This window comes from Rothia mucilaginosa (assembly GCF_049990865.1).
Classification (GTDB): Bacteria; Actinomycetota; Actinomycetes; order Actinomycetales; family Micrococcaceae; genus Rothia; species Rothia mucilaginosa_I.
Map to the genome: position 1 here is coordinate 791,919 of NZ_CP188231.1, position 13,859 is coordinate 805,777.

General features: G+C 60.6%; 7 protein-coding genes. 4 read left to right on the forward strand and 3 right to left on the reverse strand.

Translation table 11 applies throughout. From position 1 onward, the window contains the following. Positions 1-56: 56 nt before the first annotated feature. Entirely contained in the window at positions 57-383 is a 327-nt protein-coding gene (gene nirD / locus ACP3RB_RS03200; RefSeq protein WP_049350096.1) for a nitrite reductase small subunit NirD, read from the reverse strand. Positions 384-929: 546 nt separating this feature from the next. Here nirD and nirB point away from each other — a divergent pair. Both nirB and cobA read left to right on the forward strand, forming a co-directional pair. Next, positions 930-3,599 (forward strand): nitrite reductase large subunit NirB, encoded by a 2,670-nt coding sequence (nirB, locus tag ACP3RB_RS03205; protein WP_426699422.1) that lies wholly within the window; start codon positions 930-932, stop codon positions 3,597-3,599. Between the two features lies 1 nt (position 3,600). Continuing rightward, a complete protein-coding gene (cobA, locus tag ACP3RB_RS03210; RefSeq protein ID WP_314604782.1) occupies positions 3,601-4,512 on the forward strand; it encodes a uroporphyrinogen-III C-methyltransferase in 912 nt (303 codons plus the stop codon). Between the two features lie 312 nt (positions 4,513-4,824). Here cobA and ACP3RB_RS03215 read toward each other — a convergent pair whose 3' ends face one another. Together ACP3RB_RS03215 and ACP3RB_RS03220 are read right to left on the reverse strand one after the other, a co-directional pair. After that, positions 4,825-5,781 (reverse strand): DUF6318 family protein, encoded by a 957-nt coding sequence (locus ACP3RB_RS03215; RefSeq protein WP_426699423.1) that lies wholly within the window; start codon positions 5,779-5,781, stop codon positions 4,825-4,827. A gap of 359 nt (positions 5,782-6,140) precedes the next feature. Continuing rightward, the gene (locus ACP3RB_RS03220) at positions 6,141-7,109 is read right to left on the reverse strand and encodes a DUF6318 family protein (protein WP_311468644.1); all 969 of its coding nucleotides are present in this window, start codon (positions 7,107-7,109) and stop codon (positions 6,141-6,143) included. Positions 7,110-8,568: 1,459 nt separating this feature from the next. On the opposite strand from ACP3RB_RS03220, the gene ileS reads away from it, so the two are divergent. Continuing rightward, positions 8,569-11,910, forward strand: a complete 3,342-nt coding sequence (gene ileS, locus ACP3RB_RS03225) for an isoleucine--tRNA ligase (protein ID WP_426699424.1) — start codon at positions 8,569-8,571, stop codon at positions 11,908-11,910. A 132-nt stretch (positions 11,911-12,042) separates the two neighbouring features. Then, the gene (locus ACP3RB_RS03230; RefSeq protein ID WP_426699425.1) at positions 12,043-13,713 is read left to right on the forward strand and encodes a bifunctional folylpolyglutamate synthase/dihydrofolate synthase; all 1,671 of its coding nucleotides are present in this window, start codon (positions 12,043-12,045) and stop codon (positions 13,711-13,713) included. Positions 13,714-13,859 lie beyond the last annotated feature (146 nt).

Consider the following 13,859-nt stretch of genomic DNA (forward strand, 5'->3'; position numbering starts at 1 on the left):
CATGGTCCCGAGGTTTTTGTGTTGCTGTGTTTGAGTAGCCGTAGGTGGCTGAACGTTTAGGCGGTCTTGAGGTAGACGTCGCCGTCACGGACCTCTACGGGGTAGACCTTGATGGAGTAGGAGGGGTCAGAGACGCACTCGCCGGTGGTCAGGTCGTAGACCTCCTTGTAGAGGGGGGAGGTGATGGTGGGGTTGCCGTTCTTTTCGCCGACGATGCCGCGTGCGAGGACCAGCGCCTGGCTGTGCGGGTCGAGGTGGTCGCTGGCGAAGATGCCGTGCTTGGTCTTGTAGATGGCGTACTGGTAGCCGTCGACCAGGGCGACTTCACCCCAGTTTTCTTCGAGGTCAGATTCGGCGCAGATGCGTACCCAGTTCTCAGCCATGGGGGTTTCCTTTCGAAGTGGTGGTCTGCGCCGCGCGGGGTGCAGGACACAATAGCGGTTCGTGTGTTCTTTGTTTGGAGTTTACCTTATGAAACCCACATTTGGAAATGGGGCGCGCGGAGGGTGCTAAAGGTTATTTTTACCCTAAAAAGACACCCTCAAATTTCATAGATTAGCCTTACCTAAATTAAGTCTAGATAAGGTAAGAATACCCTATTCTAGCCCGATATTCCGCGGATTTTTTTGGAAAATTTTCCCAAAAAATGCGGATTTTCGATACCTCAACCCCGCGCTAGCGTGTACGATAAAAGTCGTAGTTTAAAACGCCTTTTGACTGCCTGAAAAAACAACATAATCCCACACAAAAATGTTTCGTAATTTTCAGATGCATTCTAAAGAAGCGGGCGCTCTAACTACTCGGTACGCATCAGATACGAGCCCAACGGCACGGAAACTAGGAGTTCCAACGCCGGGCATGATTCGGTCGCACGCTGAGGGTAGATAAGCGCCATGAACTACCTGCATTACAACTAGGAAGGAAAATCCATGTCGCACACCCCCCGCAACATTCTCGTTGTCGGCGCAGGCCCCGCTGCGTGGCGTTTTGTACGCGCGTACCACGAAGGCGCTGAAGCTGCCGGTCGCGCTGCGGACACCATCACCGTCCTCAACGACGAGCCCTACATCCCCTACGACCGCGTTGCTATCGAGCAGATTTTCAAGGACACCGAGAAGGACCTGACCCTCGGCGATCCCGAACTGTGGAATGCAGAGAACATCAACCTGGTCAACAACTGCCACGCAGAGAAGCTTGACCGCACCCGCCGCGTCGTCACTGACACCGAGGGCAACGAGTACCCCTACGACGTGCTGGTTTTCGCAACCGGTTCCCGCGCGGTTCGTATCCCCATTCTTAACTCGGACGCAGCACACGTCTTCCGCACCATCGATGACGTGAAGAACATGGTCTCCGAGGTCAAGCGCCTGCAGGAGACCCTCGGCCGCGCACCCCGCGGTATCGTCGTCGGTGGCGGTCTGCTCGGTCTCGAAGCAGCTGAGGGTCTGAAGGATCTGGGCGCAGAGCCCACCATCCTGGACGTGGCTCCCTGGCTACTGTCCGTTGAGGTTGACCAGGGCGGCGGTTACGCCGTGAACGCCCAGATTAAGGCAACCGGCATTGAGATTGAGACCGGCGTGTACATCTCCGGCATCAACAAGGATGCTGACGGCAACGTCGTCTCCGTCTCCATCGCAGACTCTCCCTCCGAGGATGCAGAAATCCGCACCCTGCCCGCCGACATGGTGGTCTTCGGTGCCGGTATTCGCCCCAACGACGAGCTGGCACGCGAGGCTGACCTGGCACTGGGTGAGCGCGGCGGTATTCTCGTCAACGACGCATGCCACTCCTCCGACGAGCACATTTGGGCTATCGGTGAGGTCGCCTGCGTGCTGGGCCGCACCTGGGGTCTGGTCGCACCGGCTAACGCTATGGCTGACGCTGTGGCAGCTAACCTGCTCAACGACAACGAAGAAGCTCAGGTTGAAGAGTTCGACATCGCAACCAAGCTGAAGTTCTCCGGCGTTCAGGTTGCCGGCTTCGGTGACCGCCGCGGCACCACCGAGGGCTGCCTCGAGGTTCTGTTCGCAGACCCCGCACGCGGCATGTACCAGAAGATCGTGACCAGCGGCGACGCAAAGACCCTGCTCGGTGGCGTGTTCGTCGGTGACACCGCTCCCTTCGACTCCCTCAAGCCCCTGCTCGGTCGCGAACTGCCCGCTGAGCCGAACGTCTACCTGACCGCAGCTGGCGGCGGCGACGGCATCCCCGACACCGAACTGCCCGACGACGCAATCCTGTGTTCCTGCAACAACATCAGCTTCGGTGCTGTCCGCGAGGCAATCGTAGACGGCAACCACGATGTTGCATCCCTGAAGTCCTGCACCACCGCGGGTACCCAGTGTGGTTCCTGTGTGCCGATGCTGCAGAAGACTCTGGAACAGCAGATGAAGAAGATGGGTCTGACCGTCTCCAAGGCACTGTGTGAGCACTTCGACTTCTCCCGTGCAGAGCTGGCTGAGGCTGTGCGCCTGACCAACCTGGACGACTTCGACTCCGTGCTGGCACGCTTCGGCCACGGCGGCGACGGCTGTGCAATCTGTAAGCCGACCGTTGCGTCGATCCTCTCCTCCTTCCGCAACTCTTACGTTCTGGATGCTGGCCGCGGTGGCCTGCAGGAGACCAACGACCGTGCACTGGCGAACATGCAGAAGAACGGTACCTACTCCGTTGTTCCGCGTATTCCCGCAGGTGAGATTCCCGCTAAGAAGCTGGCTGTTATCGCAGAGGTCGCTGACGAATTCGGCCTGTACGTGAAGATTACCGGTGCGCAGCGTATCGGTATGTTCGGTGCTCGCCTGGAGCAGCTGCCCTACATTTGGGAGCGTCTGGTGGATGCCGGCTTCGAGTCCGGTCAGGCATACGGTAAGTCCCTGCGTAACGTGAAGTCCTGCATGGGTTCGACCTGGTGCCGCTTCGGCGTTCAGGACTCCACCGGCATGGCAATCCAGCTGGAGAACCGTTACCGCGGCCTGCGCTCCCCGCACAAGTTCAAGTTCGGCGTCTCCGGTTGTAACCGTGAATGTGCCGAGGCACAGGGCAAGGACGTTGGTCTGATTGCAACCACCAACGGCTGGAACCTGTACCTGGGTGGTAACGGTGGTGCAAACCCCGCTCACGGTCGCCTCTTCGTGAAGGACGCTTCCAGCGAGGACATCATCCGCTACATTGACCGCTACCTGATGTACTACATCCGTACCGCGGATAAGCTGCAGCGTACCGCTCGCTGGCTTGAGGATCTGGATGAGGAGCACGGCGACGGTCTGGCACACCTGCAGTCCGTCCTCATCGAGGACTCCCTGGGTGTGTGCGAGGACCTGGAGCGCGACATGCAGCGTCACGTTGACTCCTACGAGGATGAGTGGGCAGCAACCCTGAAGGACGAGCGCCGCCTGCGCCGCTTCCGTGCCTTCATCAACGAGCCCAACGGTAGCGACGAGGGTTCGCACCTGTACGTGCTGGAGCGCGAGCAGATTCGCCCCGCAACCCCTGAGGAAATTGCGGCGGCAGAAGCTGGCGAGTCCAACACCGTCCTGCTGACCGGTGCCAAGATTCCCGTGGGTAAGCCCAGTGACCTCAACCCGGTCCCGGCAGCGTAGTATGTGCCCGAAGATTCCTCCGTTCCCGCCCCGCGAGTTCGCCACTATTGACGAGGTGCTCGCGGGCGGGGCGCCCGGGCACACCCTGGACGATAGCGTGACGGAACGCGGCATTCTTCTGCCCGGCGAGCCCGCCGAGAATCCCGGCAAGGTCTACATTGTGGGCGGTGGCCCCGGTGCCGCCGACCTGCTGACCCTGCGTGCGGCACGTGCCCTGAGCGAGGCGGACGTGGTCCTTCTGGATCACCTCGCCCCGCAGGAGTACGGCGAGTACGCACCGAACGCCCTCATCGTTGATGTGGGCAAGGTTCCCGGTAAGCACGCTGTTCCGCAGTCCCGCATTCAGCAGCTCATGATTGACTACGCGCTCTCGGGTAAGACCGTGGTGCGTTTGAAGGGCGGCGACCCGTACGTGTACGGTCGCGGCGCTGAAGAGCTGGATGCGTGCATCGCCGCCGGCCTGGAGGCTGAGGTTATCCCCGGCATTACCAGCGCTATTGCGGTTCCTGCGCGTGCGGCAATTCCGGTGACCCTGCGTAAGGTGTCCTCGATTTTCACCGTCATTTCTGGTCACTCCGGCCTGTCGGAGACCGAAGTGTCGGCTGTTGAGGCGACCCTGCGCGCTCAGGGCACCGTGGTGCTGCTGATGGGAGTTCGTACCCTGCCCGATACGGTGGCGTCTCTGCTCTCTCGTGGGATTGAGGCTGACACGCCGCTGGCAACCATTGAGAACGGTTTCTCTGAGAAGGAGCGTGTGACTGTCACGACCCTTGAGAACGCTCAGGTGGATTGCGCATCGGTCAAGGCGCCGGCTATTACCGTCATCGGTGAGGTCGTGCATTATGCTCGCGATGATCAGAACCGCTTTGTGAGCGAGGTTCACGAGCGTCTGCGTGAGCGTTCCACCTCCTAGAGACGGTGCGCTAGATAGCACGGTGCGTTAGATAATATTGCGCAGCCCCGCATCCTTGGTTTTTCCTAGTTGCCGAGGAGCGGGGCTGTTGCTGTGCCTGCTGGTGTTGCTGTGCCGAGTTGTATTGCTGTACTGGGTCATATTGCCGCGCCGGGAAACGATGCGGCACAAAAACACTGGCATAAAAACAGCGGCGCAAAAACATGCGAAAGCGGGGCGGGTATCAGTTGATACCCGCCCCGCTTTGTCGTGGGTGTTGCTCTCAGTGCCTAGAGCCAGTGCCTAGAGCCTCAGTACCTAAAGTCTCTGAGCCTAGATCTTGAAGTCGTTGCCGCTGCCGGAGCTAGAGCTACCGGAGCCGCTGGACTTGCTGGCAGAAGCCGACGCGGAGGGACCCTCAAAGACCTTGCGGAATTGGTCGCTGTACTGGGACACGAAGTACTCGCGGCTGGTTACGCGCCACTTGCCCTCGGCGTACACCACGTAGATCACGACATCCAGGGTGCTTGCCTTCTGAACCTCACCCTTGCCGTTCTGGTAGATGGTGTATTCCTTGACAACATCCCGGCAGGGGAACGCGACAACAGCCAAATCGGTAGAGGCAAGAGCCTTCCCGTCCTTGTCGTCACGGATGCTCAGCTTGCTCTCGTAGTCCTTAGTCCAACCGCCCGCGGCGTAGAGCTTAGCAATAGCCTTCAGGTTGTTGACCAGACCGCTGTCAGCGCCGTGGACCAGACCCTTGAGGTACTGCAGGTCGCCGTTATACATCGCGGCAATGTACGCGCTCTGGTATGCAGCCAGGGTCTTGTAGGCACCCTCGAGGCTGACGGTGCGCTGAGCCACCGTATCAATGACCGGGATCGGAACATTCTTCGCGGGGGAGGTATCGGTCGGCTCAACGTAGTGCGCAATGGCGGGCTTGTACTCGTACTTGACGTCGCCAATGTACTTCTTATAGTCCTTCAAGAACTCGTCGGACGGAATAATCTTCGCGTTGTTACGGCTTGCCGAGGACGAAGATGACGACGAAGCGGATGCCGAAGCCGAGGCAGACTCAGAAGGCGAAGCCGAAGCTGAGGGAGAAGCGGAGGCGCTCGGGGAGCCGGAGAAAGTATCGCCGGTACCGGTGGGGCGAATATCCTTGTTGAAAGCGCATCCTGCTAGAGCCAAAGCACCGGCGGTCAGGCCGCCAAAAAGAATGGTGCGGCGGGTCAATCCGTTTCGGTCGTTAGCAGAGAGGCTGGCGTGTGCACTCGGCCGGAAGGACATGGTATCTCCTGAAAAGTGGTTGATCGAGGTAGCTCGCTTCACAACGCTGTGATGCGTACGAAAGGATCCGCCTCATCGTTTTTGTATGGTGCGCGGTACCAAGGGGGTACCGGGATACGAGCGTGCCGGAGCGTGAACTGCGGCGGTATGAAGTATCCACTTCCCACTATAGAAGACAGGTTTTAAAACTTCGTCAAAAAACCCTGGACGTTGTCTTTAAGGCACAATAACCCAAAGTCGGTGAGGTGCAGGGGTGATTGTGCCTCAACGACTTTGGGTTATGAGCTATTGGACTGATAAGACGGGGCTACTCTCAACCGGAGATAAGACCGGGGAAGGGGTAGTAGGCCCCTGCGGTGCTAGACCTTAGTGGAGCCGCGACCCGAGGATGAAGAACCGCTAGAACCGGCAGAGCCGGAACCTCCAGAACTAGAAGAACCGGAGCCAGAAGAGCCTGAAGAGCCCTTGCCTCCAGCAAAACGCTCGTCCAGATAGCCGGTACTAATGCGCCACCACTTACCCTCGGTGTAGAGCATGATGTGCGAAACGGATACCTGAGTAATCGCCGGAACCTTGCGTTCGGTGCCATCCGGCTGATGGATGGCGGTGGCAGAATACTGGGAGTCCACCAAGATTTCTACGTAGCCGTCACCGTCCTTCACAGCACTGTCCGGTTCGGTATTCCGCATGGAAATGCTGCATGTGAACTCCATGTACCAGCCGTTCTTCTCGTACAGTTCCTTGACCGCCTTGACCTCATCAATGGCGCTCTTATCAGCCGGGTAGGTCAGCTCAATCGCCTGATCCGCGTAGCGACCGTCCTTGAGTGCGGCGATCTGGGCGCTGTAGTAGGCACGCAACGTCTCGTAGGCACCCTGGAAGGTCGGCTCCTCACGGTGCGGAACGCTCTTGAGGGGCTTGGGTACGTTCTTCGCCGGGGAAGAAGCAGTTGCCGGCTGGTACTCGCCCATGTACTCGCCGGTCAGCTTCAGGGGTCCGGGGTACTTCTGCCAGCCCTCGACCAGCGCATCCTCGGAGACGGGTACGCGTGCCGCACTGGACGAGCTGCTTGTGGCATTTGCTGAAGCACTTGCCGAAGCGCTCGCGGAGGAAGTAGCGGTAGCAGATACCGAACTAGATGCAGAAGGTGAAGCGCTCGCGGAAGGGGTGGGGGAGCCTATCTTAGCTTTTGCCTCTTCGCTCAGCGGGCGAATATCGGAGGCGCAACCCGCCATGAGGGAAACCGCGCCACCGAGCAGCAGGGCGCGGCGGCTTACAAGGCGGGACGTAGCGGAACGGGTGCTCGAAGAGCGGTCGGATGAGAGCATCGGTGAACTCCTTGATCTTTTCCGAGGCGGGCTCGGGGCACCCGGCGGCGGGCGCGTGGTTATATGGCGTGTTAGGTGAGGTCGTGAAAGGGGTAAAAACTTTAGGCAAATGCCGCGGTTTCAGACTCCGTTCCGGAAGTGACCTCGGGTGTACCTCACGCCGTGGGTGAGGGGTACTGGTGAACTCATCGTTGAGACTGCTGCAGTCACGCCCGGGTGAGGGGGTAGATGCTATCGAATCATCATTGATGTGTTGCACGATTCATTTTAGACTATTTTGAGGTCAAAATGCACGAAAAAGCACCTTAGTAATCCCTGGGAGTCTATAGGGTGCTCAAGATATCAATCACTGTAAAGTATTGCGACCATGCCCTGTTAATGGGGAGTTATTGGATGGAGCTAGGGGCCCGGTGGGGGGTGCATGCGTACGCCAAATTAAGTGATTTCAGTCATAATTATGACGTGAAAAATGAAAGAGCTACACCTCGGCGCTCTCAAAAGATGGGGGAGAGGAAGGTGCTTAGTTCAACCTTCTGCCTGTGAGAAGGTCTTCAAAGCCTCAGGAAAAATCCCCGATTCCCAAGGGAAAACCCGCTCGATCAACCCCAAATATGCACTCTATTCACCCGCTATGCATTGGCGAATAATCCAGAAAAACCGGTTCCCACACGGGATGCTGCGGGGGTGAAAACTTGCAGGGGTGAATATCTAGTGGAATTACATCGGTGTTCACCCCATATCTTGTGGTTGCACTGGGGGCAACTCCATGGGCTCCCCTGAAAAAATCGAATCCCACTTAAAGCAACACGCAAGGAATGTAAAAACATACATCCTTAAACACGCCCGAGTGCGGGGTGAGGCAAGACCCCTTAAGCCCCCTACTCGCTCTAAATATCGCCGAACGAAGAACCATTCTGTTTTACGCCTCCAGCATTGGCGCATCAGAAAAGTACTGTTCAAACCCACACCCCGCGGGGTTGCATACAGACACAAAAGCCACATAAACTATTAGTGTTTGCAACGACCCGGCCATCACCGGCGAGCAATTCGGAAGAACGGACCGCACCTGCGGACACCCGCCAATCGCTGCGGCGAGGGTGTCTTAGCGGAAGAGATGTAGTCCCAGTAGAACCGGACGGTTAAGCCCGATATAGCTGTAATAAGCGACTGATACCCGCCCAACGCGCCGCTCTTCCGGTGGCTAGGTATCGCGGACATACGCCGCGGCACCCCGTAGCCCCGGGAGGGTTCGGTGCGTTGAGCTGTTAAATCAGTAAGCAAGGTGGTACCGCGCCGCATCCTGCCCCCGGCACAGCCCGGACCGGTCAGCGATGCCCAGGCGTCCTTGCACCCGTCATGTCAATCCTCACCCGCTGAAACGGTGCGGACGACGAGTGCTACGTACCCTGTCGCCCCAACCTCTCAGCGTTGAGAACAACAGATAAGGGCGCACAAACACATGTCCCATGTATATCCCAAGGCGAGCGCCTTTGAAGCCGCAGGAAGCGGCGTCACCGCATCGCCCAAGTTCCCCGCACTTGAAGAAGCAGTCCTCGACTACTGGAAGAAGGACAACACCTTCGCCGCATCCGTCGAGAACCGCCCCGCAGGCGAAAACGGCGAAAACGAATTCGTCTTCTACGACGGCCCTCCCTTCGCTAACGGCCTGCCCCACTACGGCCACCTGCTCACCGGCTACGCCAAGGACCTCGTCGCACGCTACCAGACCCAGCGCGGCCACAAGGTAGAACGCCGCTTCGGCTGGGACACCCACGGCCTGCCCGCAGAACTCGAGGCAATGAAGCAGCTCGGCATGACCGACAAGCGCGAAATCCTCGAAATGGGCATCGACAACTTCAACGACGCTGCCCGCGCATCCGTGCTCAAGTACACCAACGAATGGGAAAAGTACGTCACCCGCCAGGCACGCTGGGTCGACTTCGAAAACGACTACAAGACCCTGAACGTCGAGTACATGGAGTCCGTCATCTGGGCGTTCAAGCGCCTCTACGACAAGGGCCTGACCTACCAGGGCTTCCGCGTGCTGCCCTACTGCTGGAAGGACGAGACCCCCCTCTCCAACCACGAGCTGCGCATGGACGACGACGTGTACAAGGACCGCCAGGACCAGACCGTCACCGTCGCATTCCGCCTCACCGCAGACACCGCCCTCGGCGCTGACGAGAAGGTCGCTGCAGAACTCGACGGCGTCGAAGCACTCGCATGGACCACCACCCCCTGGACCCTGCCCACCAACCAGGCGCTCGCCGTCGGACCCGAGATCGAATACTCCCTCGTACCCGGCGCAGGCAAGTTCGAGGGCCGCTCCTTCCTGATTGCCTCCGAGCTGCTCGGCTCCTACGCCAAGGACCTCGGCTACGAAGGCGACCAGCCCGAAAAGGACGCAGCTGCAGCCGTCACCGCACGCTACACCGGCTCCCAGCTCGAGCACGTGCGCTACACCCCGCTCTGGGACTACTTCGCAGACACCGAAAAGTGGGGCACCGAAACCTCCTGGCAGATCCTCGTCGCCGACTACGTCACCACCGGTGACGGTACCGGCATCGTCCACCAGGCACCCGCCTACGGTGAAGACGACCAGAAGGTCTGTGAAAGCTACGGCATCCCCGTGATCCTCTCCCTCGACGAAGGCGCAAAGTTCCTGAACCTCTTCGCTGAGCCCACCGCCTCCGGCTCCACCGCCCTGGCTGAGATTGCAGGCGTGCAGGCATTCGACGCGAACCGCACCATCATCAACGCCCTCAAGGCAGATGACGTGCTGATCCGCGAGAAGTCCTACGTACATTCCTACCCGCACTGCTGGCGCTGCCGCACCCCGCTCATCTACCGTGCAATCACCTCCTGGTACGTGAAGGTCACCGACTTCAAGGACCGCATGTACGAGCTGAACAAGCAGATCAACTGGATCCCCGAAAACGTGAAGTACGGCCAGTTCGGCAAGTGGGTTGAGAACGCACGCGACTGGTCCATCTCCCGTAACCGCTTCTGGGGCTCCCCGATCCCCGTGTGGGTTTCGGACGATCCGAACTACCCGCGCATGGACGTGTACGGCTCCCTCGAAGAGCTCAAGGCAGACTTCGGCCGCCTGCCCCTGAACAAGGACGGCGAACCCGACCTGCACCGCCCGTACATTGACGAGCTGACCCGCCCGAACCCGGACGACCCGACCGGTAAGTCCACCATGCGCCGCGTGGAAGACGTGCTCGACGTCTGGTTCGACTCCGGCTCGATGCCCTACGCACAGGTGCACTACCCCTTCGAGAACCAGGAATGGTTCGAGAACCACTACCCGGCAGACTTCATCGTCGAGTACATCGGTCAGACCCGCGGCTGGTTCTACGTGCTGCACGTGTTGGCGACCGCGCTCTTCGACCGCCCCGCGTTCAAGAACGTCATCAGCCACGGTATTGTGCTCGGTTCGGACGGTCAGAAGATGTCCAAGTCCCTGCGCAACTACCCGGACGTCTCCGAGGTCCTCGACCGCGACGGCTCCGACGCAATGCGCTGGTTCCTGATGTCCTCCCCGATCCTGCGCGGCGGCAACCTGATCGTGACCGAGCAGGGCATCCGCGAGGGTGTTCGCCAGGTCATGCTGCCGCTGTGGAACGTCTACCACTTCTTCGCCCTGTACGCTAACGCCGCCAACAACGGCGAAGGCTACAGCACAAAGCTCAAGTACGACTCGCAGCACGTGATGGACCGCTTCATCCTCGGCAAGACCCGCGAACTCATCGAGCAGGTCACCGCAGCGATGGACTCCTACGACATCTGGAACGCCTGCGAATCCCTGCGCCAGTACGCCGACGCACTGACCAACTGGTACGTGCGCCGCTCCCGCGAGCGCTTCTTCAACGAAGACACCGACGCATTCGACACCCTCTACACCGCACTGGTGACCGTGTCGAAGGTCGCCGCGTCCCTGCTGCCGCTCAGCAGCGAGGAAATCTACCGCGGTCTCACCGGTGAACGCTCCGTGCACCTGGCTGACTGGCCCGAGGCATCCGCTTTCGCTGACGAGTCTGACCTGCTGGCTCTCATGCAGACCGTGCGTGAGGTCTGCTCCGCCGGTTCGGCACTGCGCAAGGAAAAGAAGATCCGCGTGCGCCAGCCGCTGCAGAAGATGACCGTGGCGATCGCACCCGAGCAGTTCGCTGCCCTGGGTACCGCTTTCGGTGAGAAGGGCGCGGAGTACTTCGCGAACATTGTCGAGGACGAGCTGAACCTGCGCCAGGTGGAGCTGGTCAGCGCCGACACCGTCGACCCCGCCGACTACGGCATCTCCCAGCAGCTGAAGGTCAACGCACGTGCGGCAGGCCCGCGCCTGGGCAAGCAGGTGCAGGTTGCTATTAAGGCATCCAAGTCCGGTGACTGGACCGTGACCGAGGACGGTACCGTCCTGGTCGGCGTGGCAGCACTGGACGGCGGCCTGGCTCTGGAAGAGGGCGAATACGAGCTGGCAACCGTGGTTGCCGCTGACGCTGAGGGTGCTGAGCACACTGCGGCTGCGGTTCTGCCCGGCGGCTTCCTGGTCCTCAACATTGAGCTGACCGACGAGCTGGTAGCCGAAGGTATCGCCCGCGACACCATCCGCGCTATTCAGCAGGCACGTAAGGACGCCGACCTGAACGTTGCGGACCGCATCAACCTGAGCATCGCGGCACCGGAGGAAACTCTGGCAGCTCTGCGCGCCAACGAAGCGCTGGTGACCGGCGAAACCCTCGCCGTGTCCCTGCAGCTGAGCGAAGCAGCCGAGCTGAGCATTAGCGTAGCCAAGGCATAAAACGCCTGAATCGTACGGCCGTCCCGCCCCCTTGACCGGGCGGGGCGGCCCGTCGTCTATCCCGCCGCACGGTTATCCTGCCGCACGGTGGGCCCCTGTCGGCACAGGCCGGCTATCCCAGTGAGGAGAACAATGAGCGAGAAGAATTACCCCGCAATTCCCGACCCCGAGGGCGTGGAGCGGGTCTACGGTGAACTGCTGGCGCGAGCCCCTGAAAACAAGATGGCGCCGCGCCTGGACGCCGTGGCGCGCGCCGTCGAAATCCTCGGCGATGTGCACCGTGCCGCGCCGGTCATCCACATCACCGGCACGAACGGCAAGACCAGCACCGCCCGCATGATTGAGGCGCTGCTGCTCGGCCACGACCTGCGCGTGGGCCGCTTTACCAGCCCGCACCTCGAAAGCGTCACCGAGCGTATCTGCATTAATGGCGCGCCCGTACCCGATGCCACCTTCGTGCGCATTTGGGAGGAAATCGCCCCGTACCTGCAGATTGTGGACGCGGAGATGACCTCGCGCGGCGAGCCCGCCCTGACCTTCTTCGAGTCCGTTACCGTGCTTGCCTTCGCGATTTTCGCGGACGAGCCGGTGGACGTGGTGGTGCTCGAGGTTGGCATCGGTGGCACCTGGGACTCCACGAACGTTGCCGACGGCGTGGTTTCCGTGGTCACCCCGATCGGCCTGGACCACACCGATATGCTCGGTGATACCCTCGCCGAGATTGCGACCGAAAAGTCCGGCATTATCAAGCCCGGCGGCTTCCTGATTTCTGCCGCGCAGGACCCTGAAGCGGCGGATGTGTTGCTCGCCTCCGCCCGCGAAAAGGAAGCATCCTTCGCCTTCGAAGGCGTGGAGTTCGGCATTATCTCCCGTGAGCTTGCGGTCGGCGGTCAGCTGCTGACCCTGCGCGGCCTGGCGGGCGAGTACCCGGATGTGCCGCTGTCCCTGCACGGTGCGCATCAGGCGCAGAACGCCGTGGTGGCTCTCGCCGCCGTGGAGGCGTTCTTCGGCGGTCAGCGTCAGCTGCCCGAGGACGTGGTGCGTACCGCGTTTGAGACGGTGCGCTCGCCGGGCCGTCTGGAGGTTGTGCGCACCGAGCCGCTGACCATCCTGGATGCGGGCCACAACCCGCACGGTGTGCGCGCGTCTGCGGCCGCGCTGACTGAGGCGTTCAAGCTGTCGCACCTGCATTCTGTGGTCGGCATCCTGGGTGAGAAGGATGCTCTGGGCATGTTTGAGACCATGCGCGAAGAGTACGTGGACGCTTCTGACGGCACGTTCCGCCTGTACTTGGCGGCGTCGGATTCACCGCGTGCGATTGCGCCGGAGCGTCTGCACGAGCTGGCGCTGGATGCGGGCCTGGACGAAGACTCGATCGAGGTGTTTGAGCACCTGGACGAGGCGATTGCCACCGCCATGGAGAACGCCCTCTTTGAGCAGGAGTCGGCGGGTGTGCTGATTACCGGTTCGATTACGGTCATTGGTGAGGCGCGTACCCTGCTGGCGGCACATGAGGAGGCGAAGACCCCCGGCGCTGAGGCTGAGGAGCTGCCGGATGAGCTGCCCGCCGAGGGTGCTTATGCGGGTTCTGCGGGTGCAGCATCGGCTTCGGCTCTGGCTGCCGCGGCGGCTGCGGCTGCTTCTGCTGAGCCGGATGAGCTGCTGGACGGCATCATGGCTGAGCTGGGCGGCGAATCTGCGCCGGGTTCTTCGCTGGAGGATTCGCTGGGTCTGCCGCTGGGTGACTCGTACACCGATGATTTCTTCGGTGATGATGACTCCGAGGACGATGCGGATCACTAAGGCGACCTGTTGAGGTTGCAGATATGAGGCGGGGCGCCGCCCCCTAGTTGGTTTTGCCGGCTGGGGGAGTGGCGCCCCGCTTTTTCTGGCGCTGCCCTCATGCTCCCACTCGAACACATGCACTCTCACGTGTTCCCATGGGCTCT

Excerpts from the sequence above, each read along its gene's own strand:
- ACP3RB_RS03220 (WP_311468644.1), bottom strand. The coding sequence starts at position 7,109 with ATGCTCTCATCCGACCGCTCTTCGAGCACCCGTTCCGCTACGTCCCGC.
- ACP3RB_RS03230 (WP_426699425.1), top strand. The coding sequence starts at position 12,043 with ATGAGCGAGAAGAATTACCCCGCAATTCCCGACCCCGAGGGCGTGGAG.
- ACP3RB_RS03215 (WP_426699423.1), bottom strand. The coding sequence starts at position 5,781 with ATGTCCTTCCGGCCGAGTGCACACGCCAGCCTCTCTGCTAACGACCGA.
- cobA (WP_314604782.1), top strand. The coding sequence starts at position 3,601 with ATGTGCCCGAAGATTCCTCCGTTCCCGCCCCGCGAGTTCGCCACTATT.
- nirD (WP_049350096.1), bottom strand. The coding sequence starts at position 383 with ATGGCTGAGAACTGGGTACGCATCTGCGCCGAATCTGACCTCGAAGAA.
- nirB (WP_426699422.1), top strand. The coding sequence starts at position 930 with ATGTCGCACACCCCCCGCAACATTCTCGTTGTCGGCGCAGGCCCCGCT.
- ileS (WP_426699424.1), top strand. The coding sequence starts at position 8,569 with ATGTCCCATGTATATCCCAAGGCGAGCGCCTTTGAAGCCGCAGGAAGC.